Source organism: Flavobacterium anhuiense, from assembly GCF_900101855.1.
Taxonomy (GTDB): Bacteria; Bacteroidota; Bacteroidia; order Flavobacteriales; family Flavobacteriaceae; genus Flavobacterium; species Flavobacterium anhuiense.
The window spans coordinates 652,158-672,083 of sequence record NZ_FMVC01000002.1; the positions used below are offsets into that span (position 1 = coordinate 652,158).

General features: G+C 34.9%; 17 protein-coding genes. 10 read left to right on the forward strand and 7 right to left on the reverse strand.

Annotated elements, in window-relative coordinates:
• Nucleotides 1-213: 213 nt before the first annotated feature.
• Nucleotides 214-1,464, forward strand: a complete 1,251-nt coding sequence (locus tag BLP44_RS07420) for an aminotransferase class I/II-fold pyridoxal phosphate-dependent enzyme (protein WP_091131400.1) — start codon at nt 214-216, stop codon at nt 1,462-1,464.
• Between the two features lie 157 nt (nt 1,465-1,621).
• Here the strand turns inward: BLP44_RS07420 and BLP44_RS07425 are convergent, their stop codons facing one another.
• The 3 genes from BLP44_RS07425 to BLP44_RS07435 form a co-directional block, all read right to left on the reverse strand.
• Nucleotides 1,622-2,716 carry a DUF695 domain-containing protein gene (locus tag BLP44_RS07425; protein ID WP_091131114.1) on the reverse strand — a complete coding sequence of 365 codons (1,095 nt, stop codon included), beginning with the start codon at nt 2,714-2,716 and terminating at the stop codon, nt 1,622-1,624.
• Nucleotides 2,717-2,982: 266 nt separating this feature from the next.
• A complete protein-coding gene (locus tag BLP44_RS07430; RefSeq protein WP_139159184.1) occupies nt 2,983-3,435 on the reverse strand; it encodes a hypothetical protein in 453 nt (150 codons plus the stop codon).
• 49 nt (nt 3,436-3,484) lie between these two features.
• The gene (locus BLP44_RS07435; RefSeq protein WP_091131121.1) at nt 3,485-5,416 is read right to left on the reverse strand and encodes an amino acid permease; all 1,932 of its coding nucleotides are present in this window, start codon (nt 5,414-5,416) and stop codon (nt 3,485-3,487) included.
• Nucleotides 5,417-5,709: 293 nt separating this feature from the next.
• Between BLP44_RS07435 and BLP44_RS07440 the strand changes: the two genes are divergently transcribed.
• On the forward strand, nt 5,710-6,870 hold the full coding sequence (locus BLP44_RS07440; protein WP_091131125.1) for a Gfo/Idh/MocA family protein: 1,161 nt from the start codon (nt 5,710-5,712) through the stop codon (nt 6,868-6,870).
• Nucleotides 6,871-7,020: 150 nt separating this feature from the next.
• On the opposite strand, the gene BLP44_RS07445 is transcribed toward BLP44_RS07440, so the two are convergent.
• A complete protein-coding gene (locus BLP44_RS07445) occupies nt 7,021-9,927 on the reverse strand; it encodes an FAD-binding and (Fe-S)-binding domain-containing protein (protein WP_091131128.1) in 2,907 nt (968 codons plus the stop codon).
• Between the two features lie 200 nt (nt 9,928-10,127).
• On the opposite strand from BLP44_RS07445, the gene BLP44_RS07450 reads away from it, so the two are divergent.
• Nucleotides 10,128-10,940, forward strand: a complete 813-nt coding sequence (locus tag BLP44_RS07450; protein WP_091131131.1) for a mechanosensitive ion channel family protein — start codon at nt 10,128-10,130, stop codon at nt 10,938-10,940.
• 296 nt (nt 10,941-11,236) lie between these two features.
• On the opposite strand, the gene BLP44_RS07455 is transcribed toward BLP44_RS07450, so the two are convergent.
• Genes BLP44_RS07455 through BLP44_RS07465 form a run of 3 tightly spaced genes read right to left on the reverse strand, consistent with a single transcriptional unit; the run spans nt 11,237 to nt 12,271 of the window.
• Complete coding sequence (locus BLP44_RS07455; RefSeq protein WP_091131133.1) at nt 11,237-11,479, reverse strand: hypothetical protein; 243 nt, start codon at nt 11,477-11,479, stop codon at nt 11,237-11,239.
• Nucleotides 11,480-11,486: 7 nt separating this feature from the next.
• A complete protein-coding gene (locus BLP44_RS07460) occupies nt 11,487-11,963 on the reverse strand; it encodes a leucine-rich repeat domain-containing protein (RefSeq protein ID WP_091131136.1) in 477 nt (158 codons plus the stop codon).
• A gap of 14 nt (nt 11,964-11,977) precedes the next feature.
• Nucleotides 11,978-12,271 carry a hypothetical protein gene (locus tag BLP44_RS07465; RefSeq protein WP_091131139.1) on the reverse strand — a complete coding sequence of 98 codons (294 nt, stop codon included), beginning with the start codon at nt 12,269-12,271 and terminating at the stop codon, nt 11,978-11,980.
• 276 nt (nt 12,272-12,547) lie between these two features.
• Here BLP44_RS07465 and BLP44_RS07470 point away from each other — a divergent pair, with 276 nt between their 5' ends.
• The 7 genes from BLP44_RS07470 (at nt 12,548) to BLP44_RS07500 (ending at nt 19,922) form a co-directional block, all read left to right on the forward strand.
• Nucleotides 12,548-12,781 carry a hypothetical protein gene (locus tag BLP44_RS07470; protein ID WP_066035086.1) on the forward strand — a complete coding sequence of 78 codons (234 nt, stop codon included), beginning with the start codon at nt 12,548-12,550 and terminating at the stop codon, nt 12,779-12,781.
• Between the two features lie 307 nt (nt 12,782-13,088).
• Nucleotides 13,089-14,297 (forward strand): anhydro-N-acetylmuramic acid kinase, encoded by a 1,209-nt coding sequence (locus tag BLP44_RS07475; protein WP_091131143.1) that lies wholly within the window; start codon nt 13,089-13,091, stop codon nt 14,295-14,297.
• Between the two features lie 124 nt (nt 14,298-14,421).
• Nucleotides 14,422-15,993 carry a glycoside hydrolase family 10-like protein gene (locus tag BLP44_RS07480; RefSeq protein ID WP_091131404.1) on the forward strand — a complete coding sequence of 524 codons (1,572 nt, stop codon included), beginning with the start codon at nt 14,422-14,424 and terminating at the stop codon, nt 15,991-15,993.
• A complete protein-coding gene (locus BLP44_RS07485) occupies nt 15,980-17,302 on the forward strand; it encodes an MFS transporter (RefSeq protein WP_008462038.1) in 1,323 nt (440 codons plus the stop codon). Before BLP44_RS07480 ends, BLP44_RS07485 begins: the two co-directional genes overlap by 14 nt.
• 21 nt (nt 17,303-17,323) lie before the next feature.
• Nucleotides 17,324-17,665, forward strand: coding sequence for a tetratricopeptide repeat protein (locus tag BLP44_RS07490; RefSeq protein ID WP_091131146.1), 342 nt, complete (start codon nt 17,324-17,326; stop codon nt 17,663-17,665).
• A 191-nt stretch (nt 17,666-17,856) separates the two neighbouring features.
• Entirely contained in the window at nt 17,857-18,306 is a 450-nt protein-coding gene (locus BLP44_RS07495) for a GNAT family N-acetyltransferase (protein WP_066032493.1), read from the forward strand.
• A 2-nt stretch (nt 18,307-18,308) separates the two neighbouring features.
• Nucleotides 18,309-19,922: a glycoside hydrolase family 3 protein gene (locus BLP44_RS07500; protein WP_091131150.1), complete on the forward strand. Its 1,614-nt coding sequence runs from the start codon at nt 18,309-18,311 to the stop codon at nt 19,920-19,922.
• Nucleotides 19,923-19,926 lie beyond the last annotated feature (4 nt).

The following is a 19,926-nucleotide window of genomic DNA, read 5'->3' on the forward strand; positions in this document are numbered from 1 at the left end:
TGTTTTTTACTTCAAAATTAGATTAAAAATAACAATTAATGCCTTTTTATAGTTTTAAAATCTAATTAATTGACGCATTATTGATTAATTATCTAATTCCTTTTTCCTTTGAATAAAATTTCATTTCAAGCAAACTTGAAACTTGGAAACAAATAAAATTTTAAATAATTAATCTTGAGGATGAGATCGCTTCGTTCTCGCAATGACTTAAAAATGAGAAACTTCAACCCATCAGATAAAATTCAGGATTTGCAATATTTTGGCGAATTTGGCGGTGTGAATCCGTCGATTTCTGATTCATCGACTTATACTTTTCTTTCGGCGAAAACCATGTTTGATACTTTCGAGGGAAATATGGAAGGCTGTTATTTATATTCGCGTCATTCATCTCCTAGTAATTTATACTTAGATCAGGCTTTGGCAGCGATGGAAGGAACCGAAACAGCAAATGTTTCTGCTTCAGGAATGGGAGCTATTACGCCTACTCTATTACAGATTTGCGGTGCGGGCGATCATATCGTTTCAAGCCGAACAATTTATGGCGGAACTTATGCTTTCTTGAAAAACTTTACACCAAGATTCGGAATTGAAACGAGCTTTGTTGACATCACAAAATTGGATGTTGTCGAAGCGGCGATTACTCCTAAAACTAAAGTTTTGTATTGCGAAACGGTTAGTAATCCGCTTTTGGAAGTAGCTGATATTCGCGGTTTGGCTAAAATTGCTAAAAAACACAATTTAAAATTGGTTGTTGACAATACGTTTTCGCCATTATCGGTTTCTCCTGCAAAATTAGGTGCTGATATCGTAATTCATAGTTTGACCAAATACATTAACGGAAGCAGCGATACGGTCGGTGGTGTCACTTGTGCTTCTAAAGAATTTATTAATTCGTTGAAAAATGTAAATACTGGCGCGAGCATGCTTTTAGGGCCAACAATGGATAGTTTGCGTTCTGCGAGTGTGATGAAAAATCTTCGAACTCTTCATATCAGAATTAAACAGCATAGTCATAATGCGCATTATTTGGCTGATATGTTTGAAAAAGACGGTTTAAAAACAGTTTATCCAGGATTAAAAAGTCATCCGAGTCACGAATTGTATAAAACCATGATTAATCCAGAATATGGTTTTGGCGGAATGCTAACCATTGATGTTGGTTCTTTGGAAAAAGCCAATGAATTAATGGAATTAATGCAAGAAAGAAATTTAGGATATCTCGCAGTAAGTTTAGGCTTTTACAAAACGTTATTCAGCGCGCCGGGAACTTCAACTTCTAGCGAAATTCCATTAGAAGAACAAAAAGAAATGGGATTGACAGATGGTTTAATTCGTTTTTCTATCGGATTGGATAATGATATTCAGCGTACTTACGAAATGATGAAAGCTTGTATGGTTGAACTTGGAGTTTTAAAAAAAGATTCTAAGGTTCTGAGTTGCTATCCCGATAGCTATCGAGACTAAGTTTTTTTTACTTCCCTGTAAATAAGAAACATCACTCTATAAATAAATTTGCACATTTTTTTTAGATTGTTTTGAATCCGCTTGAGATTTTTCTTTAAGCGGATTTTTTTTGGAAATGAAAAAGCCGTTCTAAAATCTTAGAACGGCTTTTTGCAATTTATCTTGGCTCAAAATGTCTAAACGATTGCCAGTATTTATCTTTGTAGATTTCGTAGCTTATTTCAAAAACACCGCTGTATTTTTTAATTAATTCATCGGCAATTTTTGATGGTTTTCTAAAGTCTTTGCAAGTAAAAAAGATTTCCCTTTTATTGTTTGCGGTTTCTCTTCCCACATTTAAATAGCCTTCGGAATCTGGTAAACTATAGACAATTTCTTCTTCGATTTCATCCAATAGTTTGTATGTCTTTTCATCTGGTAACCCGCCATTATCGCAATCATCAAAAGAAATTCCGACTATAAAAACCCAAGGATGAGATGCTTTTTTATCCCATTCAATAATTGTGGTATTGATTAAGGCCAGAACGATTGAACCATCTTGCTTTTTGCCTTCAAAATTAGCATAACTGTCATTCTCTGTATTATGTCGGGTTCCTTCGTATTTCTCAACAAATTCTTTTTCTCTCCAGATTAAATAATCTTTTAATTTCTCGATTGGTATTAGCTCCTCAGAAGTTTGTTCTGGCCCTGCAACAACCAAATTATCAATTAAGGTAACAGAATGCAGTTCGCCCAAATAATTATCAAGAAAAATATAAACTCCATTGGCTATATTAGATTTTTTCTCTTCAACAAAATGATCATAAACAATTACCAAATCTATTTCGTCTGGATAATCTTCGTGAACACGAGGATAAAATTTTAGGTTTTCTTTACTGAATTCAAAATCCTGATAAGTAATGCCTATATTATTGACATCTGAAGCCGGTTTTAGAGCTGTAAACTTCCAGCCGTCAATTTTAGGAGCGTTCGCAACCAATTCTTCTATAGCATAAATATTTCTAATTGCCCCATCTGGCGTCAAAACCAGTTCGGCTGTATGATCGTCAAACATTCCAGTAAGGAAATAAATTCCTTCGTGTATTTCATCCAGCTTTGGAGCTAGTTTATCAAAAAAACCTTGATGTATATTTTCTCCGCTTTGAACCGTTTTAAAAAACGCTTTTTCATTTGCCGAAAACCAATTCCAGAAATCATTATAAGATTGTATTGGAGCTTCTTTTTTGCCCAATATTTTATCGAGAAAACTCATGTATTTTCATTTAAATTTAAAATTTTACTGAAAACAAACTTAAGGAAAAGCGCTTTTAAAACATAAGAATATTTCTATAAAAACATCAAGAATGCAAAAAGCCGTTCTGAAGTATTCAGAACGGCTTTTTAACTCATAATTTATTAACGTTTTGGAACTACACCCCGATTTGCAATTAAAGATGTGCGAATTTTCAAAGCACAAAACGATATTTAAATTCGGTCTAATGCCCTAATCTCGTTTAACTGCGGTTAGTGGTATCGCATTTATTTATCTCTCAATTTGGGATTCGTTATTTCTTGGCATTGGCTCAGACTTGCTTTATATTTTAATATGTTTATTATTTCAGCATTATCAATATTGATCTTATTATTCAGCATGACAATTCTAGAAAGAAGTTTCGTCGCTTCTCCGTTATTTTCTTTTGGAATATTTTTATTTATCCAATTTTGTATTTTCTGGTCATTTATATTTTCTTCGTAAAATACAAACTCACGCAATTGATTATTTTTGTTTGCTATTGAAGAGAGTTTTTCAATTTTATTTTTCATTTCAATAAAATCCTCACTAGCAACGTATTTATCATAAAGAATTATTGCCCTTTTAAATTCAACTTGTGTTAAAGTTCTTCCATCGGGAGAATCATCCTCTACATCAGCCATTATTTGAGCATGAAGAAAATTTGTAAAAAAAAGGATAAAATAAAAGATATTTTTCATTTTCATGTTTTTAGATAAATGTTTATTTGCTTTACCACTAACTCTTAACTTACAACTTATCCAAGTTAAGTTTACTGTTTTTTCTACTGTATGTAAAGTAAATTAGCAATCCGATAATTAACCAGACAGTAAAATAAATCCAATTCCAAACGCTTAATTCGGCCATCATATACAGACAGCAGATAAGTCCTAAAAGCGGAATCAAAGAAAGATTTTTTCTGAAAGCCCAAACCGATAATCCAACTAAAACGAATAAGAATATCCACATTGGAATTTTGTGTTTAAATAACCCAAAACCTGATTCGTATTTTGCAGAATCAGCAATTGGAAGACCTTTTACAACCTCAGCATATTTGGTTTCATCATCCTGATATTGTCCTAATAAATGTTCTAAATCTGAAGTTTCGGCAGTTTTATTGTTGACTTCGATACTTTCTAGATATTTGAAAACTTGTTCCGATTCTGATTTATCTAAAGAAGTGACAATCGAAGTCGCATCATAAATCTGCGGATCGTTATTGATAAACGCCATTGTCGCTTTATTATTGAATGCAAAAGCATAATACAATCCAGCAATCATCAAAACTGGCAAAATATATTTTGAATTGATATAAGGCGTCTTAAATTTTCCTCTAGGAATTTCAGGTTTGTTCTGCAATACTAAAACTCCTGCACAAACCAACACAAAAGCAAACAAAGTCCCTATACTGCATAAATCGGTTACCATGGTAAGGTTTAAGAATAATGCTGGAATCGCCACAACAAATCCTGTTACGATTGTAGCAAACGAAGGCGTTTTGAATTTTGGATGAACGGTTGAGAATTTCTTTGGCAATAAACCATCACGGCTCATACTCATCCAGATACGAGGCTGTCCCATCTGAAAAACCAATAAAACGCTCGCCATAGCCACTACTGCACTAACGGCAATAATTCCAGACATCCATTTTAAGTCTAATTTATCGAATACAAATGCCAAAGGATCTCCAACGTTTAATTCATGGTATTTTACCATTCCAGTTAAAACCAAAGCAATGGCAATATATAAAAGTGTACAAATAATAATCGCCCACATCATACCTCGCGGTAAATCTCTTTGCGGATTTTTACATTCTTCTGCTGTTGTCGAAATAGCATCAAAACCAATGTAAGCGAAGAATACTGCTGAAACTCCTTTTAAAACGCCGCTAACTCCATTTGGCGCAAACGGACTCCAGTTTGCCGTATCTACATAAAATATTCCAACTGCGATAACTAAAAGCACCACGCAAAGTTTTACCACAACCATTAAGTTGCTTGCGTTACGAGATTCTTTCATTCCTCTATAAACCAAAGCTGTAATCAAAATAATGATGAATAAAGCTGGTATATCGGTTACAAAATGGAAAGATCCTATTGTTGGTGCTGTGGTCCAAGCTGTGTGTGCCTGTTGTAACGCAACACTTAAATTTTCGAATGATTTTCCGCCTCGCATTAAAGCTTCGGCATCCTTAAAACCGTTTGATGCAGTTAGGTAATCCATTTGAATCCATTGCGGTAAATGAATCCCGCCACTCTGGAGCAGTCCTGTAAAATAATCGCTCCACGAAATGGCGACGGTTATATTTCCAACGGCATATTCCATGATTAAAGCCCAACCGATAATCCAAGCAATTAATTCTCCAAAAGCTACATACGAGTAAGTGTATGCACTTCCAGAAACTGGAACCATCGAAGCAAATTCTGCGTAAGCAAAAGCGGCAAAACTACATGCCAAAGCAGTAAATAAGAATAAGAAAATTACGGCTGGCCCACCGTCTGCACTGGCTTTTCCAATGGTACTGAAAATTCCCGCTCCAACAATAGCTGCGATTCCAAAAGCCGTTAAATCCTTAGTTGTCAAATGTTTTCCTAAGGCATTATGACCGTCTGTTTCGTTCTGTGCAACCTGCTTCAGAATATCCTGTACTGTTTTCTTTCGGAATAAACTTGAAAATGCCATATAATGTTTTGCTGTTATAAATTAATTTAATTCAGTGCTTTTTGTTTTATTTTGCAAATAATGCAAAAATTATCCTGATTTCAAATATATAAAACGATTTTGTTTTTACAGGTGTTTTTTCTGCCACGAATTCACGAATTATTTTTTCAAATCTTTGTCTATAAATTTTCTCACGCTCCCGATAGCTATCTGGATTGCGCTCTTTGCGGTTAAATCTATTTCAATCACAAATGTAACATTTCCTCAAATCGGCTTACTAATTAAATAGTATTTAATTTTTAAAGAATCATTTTATGGAAAAAATAACAAGACGTTCTTTTGTAAATAAATTAGGACTTGGTGTTGGAGCTTCGGCTGTAATGATTACGCTTCCTTCTTTTCTAACCGAAACAGAAAAAACACATCAGCCTTATACTGGAAAAAAATTAAATATTGCTTTGTGCGGTTTAGGAAACTATGCTTCATTGCTAGCTGAAGGACTTCAGGTCTCTGAATATTGCCAGCTTGCTGGAATAGTTACCGGAACACCATCAAAAGCTGAAACATGGAAAAAGAAGTATAATATTCCTGAAAAAAATATCTACAATTACGAAAATTTTGATTCAATCGTAAAAAATAAAGACATTGATTTAGTATACGTCGTTACTCCAAATGCATTGCACAAAGAATTTACTGTACGTGCCGCAAAAGCAGGAAAACATGTTATTGTCGAAAAGCCAATGGCCATTACGATTGAGGATTGCGAAGAAATGATCAAAGTTTGCAATGAAAATAACGTACAACTGGCAATGGGATATCGTTTGCATTACGAACCGAATCATTTAGAAGTAAAGCGATTGGGACAAGAAAAAGTTTTGGGACAAGTCCGCTACATCGAAACAGGTCTTGGTTACAGTACGTATGATGTTCGTGATATCAATAAACCTGTCGATCTAAATGCCCGTAACGAATGGCGATTGACTAAAAAATGGGCAGGCGGTGGTGCCTTAATCAATTTGGGAGTGTATTGCATCCAAGTTTCGCGTTATGTTTTAGGCGAAGAACCAATAGCGGTTACGGCACAATTTGGACATATAAACAACAAAAACAGATTTGCACAAGTTGAGGAAAACATAACATGGCAAATGGAATTTCCTAGCGGAGCCGTTGCAAATTGCAGCAGTTCTTATGGTTTTGGCATTGACCGATTTTATGCCGCTGCTGATGAAGGTTTCTTCGAAATGAGTCCCGCAGTAAGCTACGGACCTTTTGTAGGCAAAAGATCTGATGGAAAACCATTTAATTTTCCCGTTATAAATCAACAGCAAACCCAAATGGATGAGATTTGTAAAGTGATTTTAGCCAATAAAAAACTCCCAACTCATATTACAGGCGAAGAAGGAATTAAAGACGTTAGAATTATCAATGCTATTTATAAAGCCGCTGAAACTGGTAAAAAAATAAGTTTGAAATAGTTATATTTCTCTCGCAGATTTGGCAGATTCCGCGGATTTTTTATCATACAAAAATAAATCTGCTCAATCTGCCAAATCTGCGAGAAAAAAATCTTTGCGCCCTTTTCGCGTAGTTCCTTACTCCCGATAGCTATCGGGATTGCCATTAAATTATTTCAAGCAATTTCTCAAAATACTAACAGGATGCTGTGCTTCACGCTTCGTCCCATCATAAATTTGATGACGACAACTTGTTCCAGCAGCAGCAATTTTTACATTTTCCGCTGTATTACGCACTTTTGGAAATAAAGTATCTTCTCCCATTTGCATGCTCACCTGATAATGCTCTTTTTCATAACCAAAAGAACCTGCCATTCCGCAACATCCAGAATTGTAAATCGTAACCGTGTTATTTTTAGGAAGATTTAGCATGGCAAAAGTAGCTTCAACAGAACTTAAAGATTTCTGGTGGCAATGTCCGTGGATTTTAATTTCTTTAGCTTCTTCAGAAAAAGAATCTGAAGTTATCTTTCCGTCTATGATTTCTTTTTTGAAAAATTCTTCAATTGTAAATGCATTTCTAGACAACTTTTCTGCAGCTTCTTTATCATCGGCTAAACGAAGATATTCATCTCTAAAAGTCAAAATCGCCGAAGGTTCAATTCCAACCAAAGGCGCATTGGCTAAAACCAAATCTTTAAAAATATTTACGTTGTGATTAGCTATTTTCTTCGCCTCTTCCAGAAATCCTTTTGAAAGATACGTTCTTCCACTTTCTTCATGATCTACAACCAAAACCTGATAACCCAATTTAGTCAACAATTCAAAAGCATCAATTCCAATATTTACGTCGTAATAATTCGTAAATTCATCAACAAACAGATACAATCTTCCGTTTGGAAAATCGGTTTGTGAAGGTTTATTGTTTTGATACCATTTTCTAAAAGTCTTTTTCGCTAATAATGGAACTTGTCTTTCTGGCGCAATTCCCATTGTTTTTTTTACCAATGACTGATTCGAAATAAAATTCGTAATCGAAGGGAATTTGCTTCCCATTTTGTTCAATTTGGCATTGTTGGCAAAAATTTTATTTCGGGTCGAAAATCCGTTTGCTTTTTGGTATTGGTATAAAAATTCTGCTTTAAGAGTTGCAACGTCCACATTACTTGGGCATTCGCTTGCACAGGCTTTACAGCTCACGCACAACTCAAAAACTTCGTATAATTCCTTTTGGTCAAATTTGTTTTCTTTTTCAGAGTACGTCAAATATTCGCGTAAAGCGTTTGCTCTTGCACGAGTTGTCTCTTTTTCATTTCTGGTCGCACGATAACTCGGGCACATCGCTCCGCCCGCCGATGGCATTTTTCTACAATCGCCAGAGCCGTTACATTTTTCGGCTGCACGTAAAATTCCCAAACTGTCTGAGAAATCCTGAAACGTTTTAATATCTGGTTCTACCCTGCCCGAAACTACGCGATGATTTTCGTCCATTTTCAAAGCATTGACAATCTTCCCGATATTTAAAACCGAATTTGGATCGAATGCCAGTTTTAACCTTTTCAGCAATTCGTAATTCTTATCGCCAATCATAAACGGAATAAACTCTCCGCGTACAATTCCGTCACCGTGTTCACCGCTTAACGAACCTCTGTATTTTTTCACCAAATGCGCTACTTCCGTCGCAATGGTTCTGAATAATTTTAAGTCAGATGTTTTCTTCAAATTCAAAACAGGACGCAAGTGCAATTCTCCCGCACCCGCATGTGCGTAATAAATCGCTTCTTGTCCGTGACGCAACATCATCGCTGAAAACTCTGCAATATAGGCTGGTAAATCACTTAATTCTACTGCCGTATCTTCAATAGAATCGGCAGCTTTATCATCGCCTACAATACTTCCTAAAAGTCCTAGACCCGCTTTTCGCAATTCGTTTGCTTTTTCAATATCGGGACCGTAAATTTTTACGAGCGCATAACCAAAATTGTTTTTTTCTAAATCGGCAATTAAAGCATTTGCCTGATTTTCGGCATCTTCCAATGTATCAGATGCTACTTCAAACAGCATAATCGCTTTTGGTTCTCCAACCAAAAAGAAACGGTTTTTAATATGTTCGCGATTGGTTTTCGTACAATCCAAAATCGTGTCGTCGATCATTTCGCAAGTGTACAAATGATGTTTCATTGCCACCACAACAGATTCCAAAGATTCCTGAATCGTATGATAATGCGCCACAACCATAATACTATGAGGTGGCGGTAAATCGTCAACTTTTAAAGTTACTTCGGTTGTGAAGGCCAAAGTTCCTTCGCTTCCGCAAAGTAATTTTCCTAAGTTTATTGTTGGTTCAGTTCCGCCAAACAATTCAGATTTTAGCAGAATATCAACTGCATAACCTGTATTTCGTCTGTGAATTTCTGGTTTCGGAAACTCTTTAATAATTTCTTCCTGATTTTCTTTTACCGAAAGTTCGTCGTAAACGCTTTTGTAAATTTTATTTTCTAAAGAATCGCCTTTGGTTTTCTCAATAAATTCCGCCGAAGTCAATTCGCCAAAAGCAACTTCCGTTCCGTCACTCAAAATCGCTTTTACCTCAGCAATTTTATCGCGCGTCACACCGTATCGAATCGAAGTTGTTCCAGATGAATTATTTCCCACCATTCCGCCAATCATCGCACGGTTTGATGTTGAAGTAATTGGAGCAAAAAATACACCGTGAGGTTTTAAATACAAATTCAGTTCATCACGAATAACGCCAGGCTGAACAGTAACCGTTTTTTTTTCGGCATCATAACCCAATATTTTGGTAAAATGTTTCGAAACATCCACCACAAGGCCGTCGCCAACAGCTTGTCCTGCCAATGAAGTTCCTGCAGTTCTTGGCGTAATCGAAATATTATGTTCTGCCGCAAAGCGAATTAACCTGCTGATATCTGCTGTAGATTTAGGCAAAGCCACCGCATTTGGCCGAATCCGATACACCGATGCATCTGTCGAATAAAGTGTTTTATGAAGATCATCGTATAAAAGTGTGCCTTCGAGTTCGCTGGCTAATTGCTCTAAATGAGATTGGGTCAACATATTAAATGGTGCTTTTTCTTTAAAATAATTCCTCAAAAATTGAGACAACAAATATAAAGATATAGCAGTTTAAAATGTACAAAATGGGAATTTATCTAAACCTCAGCCTCGCATTTTTATAAAATTAAAGTCGAATTCTATAAACGCTCCCAATATCGAAATCGTAATTTTAAGAATTTACATATTACGGCTTTATTATCATGGAAAATTTCGTTCAGGACGTCTTTAAACACTTAGAAAACTATTATTACAGCATTGTCGATCTTACGCCAAAATTTATTCTGGCGATTCTCGTCGTTTTAATTTCATGGTTTATTGCGAGCCGTGTTGGCCTTTTTGCTGGAAACCGACTCAAAGCCAAAATGCACGATCGCCTTTTGGCAGTTTTTATTGCCCGATTAATTAAATCGGTTTTAATTATCATCGGAATCTTGTTTATGTTCCGAATCATTGGTCTCGAAGGCGTTGCACAAAGTATGCTTGCTGGCGCTGGAATCTCAGCTTTCGTTATTGGTTTTGCGCTGAAAGATATTGGAGAAAATTTCCTTGCGGGAATTCTGCTCGCTTTCAAACGTCCGTTTTCTATTGGTGATATTATCGAAAGTAATGGCGTAAAAGGCGAAGTCATCAATCTCAACCTGCGCGATACTGAAGTAAAAAGCGATTCTAAAATCATTTATATCCCAAACGCGCTTCTTATAAAAAACACTTTAATTAACTACAACAGCGAAGGTTTTCTGCTTCAGACTTTCACAGTCGGACTGGAATATGGTTCTGATTATACCCGCGCCATCGAACTCGTAAAAGAAGTTTTAGGCAACAGCGAAGAAGTAACCGAAAAAGACCACGAAAACGCCGCCGTAATTACCGATGTCGCCGCTGCGGGTGTTATTCAGCTGAATGTTCGCTATTGGGTTAAAACCGCATCAACGATTCAAAATTCTGAATGCCGTTCTAAGATTATTGCAGCGGTTTTGAAGAAATTGAAGGAGAATGGGTTTGTGTTGAAATAAGGTACAAAGACCCAAAGTTGCAAAGTGACAAAGGTTTCTCTCTAAATAAATTGTCATCTTGAGTGATCTTATATCCATCGAAAAAGGCTCATAAAAACATAAAAAACGATTGTTACCCTGAGCAGAGTCGAAGGCTTATGAAAACGAAAACCTCTTCTTTTGGGATTTGGAATTTAAAAATTGGAATTTAGGTAAGAAGCTATTTCCTGCTGTCCGCTATATCTTTTACGCCGAACCTCGGCGCAAAAGGATGCCGCTTCCATCAGGGCTAGGGCACTTGGTTTCATTAATAGATTTTAATGAAATATAAATAGATAAAGTCGTTTTAAGATTTCAAATAACATCGCAATAATTCCAACCCCTGCAATGCCATAAACTTTCCAACTACGCATTTTTGTCAGAGAGTCCATTTCTAAACCTTCTTTTTCCAGTTTTTTAGATTCTTTTATATCTCCAGATCTAATCCACCAAATAAGTAATGTAAAAACAGTAATTCCTCCAAGTAGTACAAAAATACTTTCGTCTTGTATATATTTCATTTATATATTATTTACAGTCAAATGGTGGCAATACCTCTGAATAAGTACCATATAATTCACCACCTCGGTCTTTAAAAGCCTTTATACTAGGATGATTACACATAATAAAACTATCCAAATAAAGCCTAACAAGTCTGCTATTTGGATCTACAATAATTACAGTATTACGTAGATTATCTTTACAATTCAGTTCTATCAATCCTTTGTTTTGTCTAATGTCCAAAACAGAAAGTTGATTATATGGACAATAAATTTTTCTCAAAACATCATTTTCCCCAAACTTAATAGTGGTCAGCAAATTACAACAACAAAAAAGCTCAATTAAATTGAGATTTTTACTAACATCAAGAGTAGTGAGTTTATTATTACTGCAGTCAATTTTTATTAAATTTATATTCTTACTTACATCAATATGCGTAAGCTGATTATGCCCACAATAAAGATTCGTCAACGCCAAATTTTTGCTTACATCAATAGTTGTCAACTGATTCTACACAATCAAGTTTTTTTTAAAGATGTAAAATATTCTATGCCTGATAAAGAAGTTATATTTTTATTTCTGATACTCATTATCTCATCATAAGAAACAACAGAAGGATGATTTGATATAAATTTACCATCCGCTGTAAAAGCCAACGGCACTATCTTTCTTAAACAAGCTTTAAAATTTGCGTCTGGAATTTCAGCATAAATAGGAGTAACATTATTTTTTTCTGAACAGCTATAAAATGTATTAATTACTAATAATGCTGTACAAAACAAAGTAATACGAATCAAAATTCTATTTTTCATTATTTGATTTATTTGGATATTCTCTTTTGTAAAAATATCGTTTTATATTTACAAAGCGCAAATGATTTTTTTAGTGTAAAAAATCATTTTAAGAATATAATATTTTTCTTACTTAAAATATTTTTTTGATATCTTTACAATCCTAAACACAAAGAAATATGATATCAAAAAAACTTTTGCCCGTGCGGTATGGTGGCGGTATTGGAAACAACTGCAACGCACTTTGTGGCGTAGGACACCTTAGCTGTGCGGGTTCTTTTCCTAAACACAAAGATTATGAGTACCAACACAATTTCAAAACAAACCGAAATCAAGCTTTTGAATTTTTTCAACGACAGAATCGATCCTGTTGAAATGGCTAAAACATTAAGGCAGGTAAATTTTACGCTCGCTTTATGTGTTTTGAGCGAACATGAAACATTTCAAAGCGAAATCATCAAATTAAGAGACAGCTTTTATTGGCTCAATGAATTAGCAGAAACTTTAAATCCATATTTGGAGGTGGAGTAGAATTTAAAAAGAAAAACCTCGATTTTTTAAGTCGAGGTTTTTTATTTCATTAATTAAGATTACAATTGTAATGCCTTTCGAGTTATTTCAAACTAGCTTCGGAGAAGCAAAATATTTATAGCCATTTTGATTCGTCGTCACAAAAGCTTCAGCAGAGCGACATATTTAAACACTAATATTCCATCTCTATTGATTTTTTGTTAATTCTTGTAAATAGAAACAATAAAATCTCTTTTTTCTAAATTTATACGCAAATAAATCCCATTTTAGCGTTTCCAAATTAATTGCGTTTTTAAGATTACTCGAAATGAATAAAAACATAAAAGCTCTCTACGAAATTGCTCAAAAAGAGACTCGAAAAATATTAGGTTTAATGTCAGGAACTTCTCTTGATGGACTCGATTTGGCTCTTTGTGAAGTTTCGGGCGAAGGCGGAAATACGGCTGTAAAAATACAACAATTTGAAACTATCGATTACGACGACGATATTAAAACCGAAATCAGAAAAGTATTTGCGCAGAAAACAATCGACTTTCAGCATTTGGTCTTATTAAACGAATGGATTGCAGATTTGCACGCTGGAATGATAAACGATTGTCTTGCTAAATGGAATATTCCCGCAACCGAAGTTGATTTGATTGCTTCGCACGGACAAACTGTTCTGCATGCGCCAAAGTTTTTACATCAGCAGGAAAAATTTCCAAATGCTACTCTGCAAATTGGGGACGGCGATCATATTGCGGTAAAAACGGGAATTATCACACTTTCAGATTTTAGACAAAAGCACGTTGCTGCGGGTGGCGAAGGTGCGCCTTTGGCGGTTTACGGCGATTATTTATTATTCAGCAAAAAAGGAGAAAACCGAATTATGCTCAACATGGGCGGAATCGCAAATTTCACTTATTTGCCCGCTTCACAAAATGCCGAAGAAGTTTTTGTAACCGATACTGGAACAGCCAATACTTTAATCGATATTTTCACCAAACAGTTTTTCCCTCAAAAAAGCTTCGATAAAGATGCTGAAATCGCTAAAAAAGGAACGGTAAATCAAGAACTTTTAAACGAATTAAAAAGCGATGCTTTCTTCCAGAAAAGTTTTCCAAAAACGATTGGTCAGGAATTATTTAATCATGATTTTGTGAATTCGGCTTTGGTAAAATTAGGATTACAGAATATTTCGGCACCAGATTTGCTGGCCACTTTGACACGTCTGAGCGCAGAAACGATTGCCGAAGCGGTTTTGTTTGTTGTAGAAAATACTAAAACTCCAATCGAAGAGTTTACAGTTTATATGTCTGGCGGTGGCGCTCGAAATCCGTTAATGGTGAAGTGGTTGCAGGAATTATTGCCTTGTAAATTTGAAAAAAGCGACATTCTCGGAATTTCAGGCGATGCCAAAGAAGCAGTTTTGTTTGCCGTTTTGGCCAATGAAACCGTTGCTGGCGGCAATTATAATTTTGGTTCACAAAAAGGAATTCCGTCAGTAACAATGGGGAAAATTTCTTTCCCAGATTGAAAATAAAAAAAATAGCCACGAATTCACGAATTATTTTTTAAATACTTTGCGTAAAATAAAATTCGTGAATTTGTGGCAGAAAAAAAATTAAGCCTATTTTTGGTTTTTGTTTAAAAAGATTGAAATGCATAAAAATCAGCACTTATTATACTCTATTATATTTTTATTTTTCTTTGGATGGAAATCTTTTTCACAGGAAAAAACAATGCATCCAAAAAATGAATTTAGAGGTGTCTGGATTGCAACCGTTGTAAATATCGATTGGCCAAAAACAGCAACAGACAACGTAGAAAAAGAAAAAGCTGATTATCTTGAAATTTTAGAAGCCTACAAAAAACTAAATTATAACGCTGTAATTGTTCAGGTTCGAAGTGTGGGTGATGCTATCTATCCATCTGAATTTGCTCCTTGGTCACGCTTCTTGACTGGAAAAGAAGGTTTGGCCCCAAATCCGTATTACGATACTCTGGCTTGGATGATTGAGCAGGCGCACAACCGTGGATTTGAATTTCACGCTTGGTTAAATCCGTATCGTGCCACTTTCGACTTAAATAAAAATCTTCTAAGTCCAAATCATGATCTTTTTAAGCATCCAGAATGGATGATTGAATACGGCGGAAAATATTATTATGATCCTGCTTTGCCTGAAGTTCAGGCACATTTAACAAAAGTGGTAAAAGAAGTCGTTGATAAATATGATATCGACGCGATTCATTTTGACGATTATTTTTATCCGTACGCTGTTCCAGGAAAAGTTTTTAACGATTCTGCATCTTACAAAAAATATGGAGCAGGTTTAAGCCTCTCCGATTGGCGTCGTGCGAATGTGAGCAACTTTGTGCATGCGATTTCCAATACAATCAAAGAAAGCAAACCTTGGGTTCAATTCGGAATTAGTCCGTTTGGGGTTTGGCGAAACAAATATCAAGATCCAAGAGGTTCTGAAACGCAATCTACTTCAAATTATGATGATTTGTACGCCGATCCGATGCTTTGGATGGATCAAAAATGGATCGATTATATTTTGCCGCAATTGTATTGGAGCATGAACAACACTAGAGCTTCTTATTCTAAATTGGTAAAATGGTGGTCGGAAAATGCTAATAACACAGCCATTTACATCGGGCATGCTACATATAAAATTAGAGCTGACGGCGATAAAAACTGGAATTATATGACCGAAATTCCAAATCAGATTGATTTTTTAAGAACCTTTAAAAATGTTTCTGGAAGTGCTTATTTCAGTTCAAAATGGTTTATGGGCAAAAACTTTGATGTGGTTCGCCATTTAGAAGAAAATCAATATAAATATCCTGCACTTCCTGCAGCGGTTCCAAATTTAAAACATGTTATTATCGATACTCCAAAGGTTTTGGAGTACAGTAAAGACAGCATCAAATATAATTTCACATTCCAAAGTCCGCTAAATACAAAAGTTCGTTATATGGTGGTTTATGGAGGCGAACATATTTCGAAAATCGACATTAACGATGCGACAAAAATCATTGAAAAAGTTACCATAAAAGAAGTTGACGGCAAAATCAATTTTGCTATTGCGGCCGGAAAACTAAATCTTTACAAAGCCTGTGCGGTAACTTTTATTGATTATTATGCCAACGAAAGCACACCAACGGCTATAGACCTCAAAAAACCATTTAAAAACTATACACCAAATCAACCTAATGAAAACAGATAACAAACCTTGGTTCTGGATTCCGCTTCTAAACTTTGCATCTGGATTGCCTTATGCCATAATTATTTCGGTTTCGGTAATTATGTACAAAAATCTAGGAATTTCAAATGAAGACATCGGAGTTTATACCAGTTTATTATATCTTCCTTGGGTGGTAAAACCGCTTTGGAGCCCGCTTATTGAATTAATCGGAACCAAGAGAAAATGGTTTTTATGGATGCAGTTAATAATTTCAATTGCCTTTTTATTGGTCGGATTAACGATTCCCACAAACGGTTTCTTCATGATGTCATTAGCCATATTTTGGGTTGCTGCCTTTGCATCGGCTTCGAATGATATTGCGACTGACGGTTTCTATTTATTGGTTTTGCCAGAAGACAAACAATCTTTCTTTATCGGAATCAGAAGCACTTTCTACAGACTTTCTATGCTCGCAGGAAATGGTTTGGTAGTACTTTTTGCAGGATATTTGGAACATAAATATGGCGACAATACAAAAGCTTGGTCTTATACTATGATTTGTGTTGGTTTATTGATGACATTTATTACCGCTTACAATTTCATTTTTACACCAAAAAACGAAATCAATGCCGTTAAAACCGAAAAAGAAACTCCTCATCAAAACTTCGGAACTATATTTATCAGTTTCTTTAAGAAAAAACAAATCGGATTAATTCTGACTTTTATCTTGGTTTTCAGATTAGGAGAATCGCAATTGCTAAAAATGTTAAGTCCGTTTTTGCTTGATAAAAGAGAATTGGGCGGAATGGGATTAGACACCGAAGCTGTTGGAATTATTTATGGCACTTTGGGAATTTTTGCTCTTACCGTTGGGGGAATTTTAGGAGGTATTGCAATCTCTAAACACGGTCTTACGAAATGGATGCTTCCAATGTTTTTGGCGATGCACCTTCCTATACTTGGTTTTATTGGTTTAGCTCATTTTCAGCCACAAGAGCTTTTTCATCTTCATATAAATTTATATTTTTTCGAAATAAATTCTCCATTAAATCTTTATACTTGCATAACGGTTGTTCTTGAACAATTTGGTTATGGTTTTGGATTTACAGGTTTTATGATGTATTTAATACATGTTGCAGAAGGAGAATCAAAAACGGCACATTATGCACTTGCAACTGGTTTTATGGCATTAGGAATGATGCTTCCGGGAATGTTAAGCGGTTATATTCAGAAATTTTTAGGCTATCAAAACTTCTTTGTATGGGTTTTAATAGCTACAATTCCAGGTCTTATTTTATCACGTTTTTTAATATTCCCAAAAGATTTTGGGAAGAAATCAGAAGAAGTTTAATCCCAAATCAAACTTTAACCTATGGAAATCAATGAGAATTTGCAGAACGAACGAAATCTGAAAGGATCAGAGTTCGAAAAAAACGGAAATCTTGAAAAAGCGATTGAGTTGTATGAAGAAAATGTTGCAGAAGGCTTTAAAGGAAACCATCCTTACGATCGATTAGCAACGATCTATAAAAATGAAAACGATCTGGACAATGAAATCCGGGTTTTAGAAAAAGCAATTGTGGTTTACGAAATCATCACAATTGAAGACCGATTGGAAGGATTGCCAAAACTTTTCCGTTTTAAAAACCGATTAGAAAAAGCAATTGAAACCAAGAAACAATTGGCTAAACAAAAGAAAGCAAAGTTGAAATAATTTTCACCATTAAGACATTAAGTAATTTAAGCCAAGCTTTATGAACTTTCTTGTTGAAAAGAAGAAAATAAAGTAAAACTAAGACGCTAAGCTTAATTTTCTTTTACCTCGAATAGGTTAAGCAATTTAAGCCATAGCTTTATGAACTTAATGCCTTAATGTAAAAAACAAGATACCTAAATTTATTTGACATGGTTACTTTAAAACGCACTAATTCAGACGATACCGATTTTATAAATCTGGTTGTTTTATTAGATCAAGATTTAGCGATTCGAGATGGCGAAGATCATGCGTTTTATAATCAGTTTAATAAAACCGACAAAATAAAACATACAATCGTGTATTATGAAAATGGAATTCCTGTTGGCTGCGGCGCTTTTCGCGAAAAAGAACCAGATACGACAGAAATTAAACGGATGTACGTTCGTCCAGATCATAGAAAAAAAGGAATCGCTTCTGCTATTTTAGCAGCACTTGAAATCTGGGCAAAAGAAGTCGGTTATACTTATACGATTTTAGAAACCGGAAAAAACCAACCGGAAGCCATCAACTTATATCAAAAATTAAATTATAGCATAATTCCTAATTATCCTCCATACGAGAAAATGGATAATAGTGTTTGCATGAAAAAGACTTTATAATAATGAAAATTACCGCCGAAGCATTACGACAAAAAATAGGACAATTTTTCTTTCCAGCAGTATTCATCAATGATACTGAAGAAAATATTCAAGAAATCGAACGCCTCATAAAAGAACATAATATTGGCGGACTGACTTTTTTTCACAGCCGTGCGAGTGCTGCAACCAATTACGAAAGCAAGAAAAAAGTAGTTTTTAATGATGACAGCTATGATAAAATCAAAGCTTTGATCGTACGTTATCAAAAAGCCGCTTCTACTCCACTTTTAATCAGTATTGATGCGGAATGGGGATTGGCCATGCGAATTGAAAAAACACCGCAATATCCGTATGCAATTACGCTTGGCGCTTTGCCAGAAAACAAAGCCAATTTGGTTTACGAAGTTGGAAAACAAATCGGTTTAGATTTAAAAGCTGCTGGAATTCAGTATAATTTATCGCCTTTGGCCGATATCAACAATAATCCAAATAATCCTGTTATTGGATACCGTTCTTTTGGTGAAAACAAACAAAAAGTAGCAGATTTTGCTATCGAATATTTAAAAGGAATGTCAGAAGTTGGCGTTTTAGGCTGTCTAAAACACTTCCCTGGACACGGAAATACTAATGTCGATTCGCATTTAGGATTGCCTGTTTTAAAACAAACTTTAGAAGAATTATTAGATAACGAATTATATCCATTCATTAAAGGAATTGAAAACAATGTCGATTCGATCATGATCGGACATTTATCGGTTCCGAGTTTAAATGACGGAAAAGATATCTCAGCAACCTTGTCAAAAGCAATCATTCAGGGTCTCTTACGTGATAAATTAGGTTATGATGGTTTAGTAATTTCTGATGCTTTAAACATGCACAGCGTTTCTAAATTGTACGAAACCAAAGGACAATTGGAATGGGAAGCTTTTAATGCTGGAAATGATATTTTATGTTTCGCCGAAAATGTTCCTGAAGGAATTGAGGCGATTTATAAAAATGCTTCGCCAGACCGTATTTTTGAAAGCTACAACAGAATTATGAAAGCCAAAGAAAAAGCCGGAATTCTTTCTGGAAATATTGTTGCTTTGGGCGAATTAGATTTCGAAAAAACATCAAAAATAAACCTAGAAATTGCTCAAAATGCCATTACTAAAATTATAGACAACTCAAGTTCAGATTTGGCTTTTGAAGCTCAGAAAAACAACAAATTAGCCAAACTGAGTTTATATAAAAATACTGAAAATACATTCTTCAAAACTTTAAATACAAAACTCGGTTCTCCAGAATTCGCTTTTGAAAATCTAGAAGTATCCAATATTTCATCTATCAAAAAAGAACTAGAAAATTTTGAAACGATTATCATTTCATTATTTGTTCCAAAAGCAAAACCACTGAATAATTTCGAAATTGACAACGAAGTTTTAGAACTGCTTTCTGAATTATTACAGACCAAAAAATGCATCATTTTTGTTTTTGGAAATCCTTATGCATTGCCTTTAATTCCTAACCTGAAAAAAGCTTCAGGATTAATTCAGGCATATCAAGATTTTGAAGAATTTCAAAAAACAGCGGGAGTTCAATTTTTAGAAAAAAATATGTTCAACGGCGTTTTACCAGTAAATATTGATATTCAATAAGTTA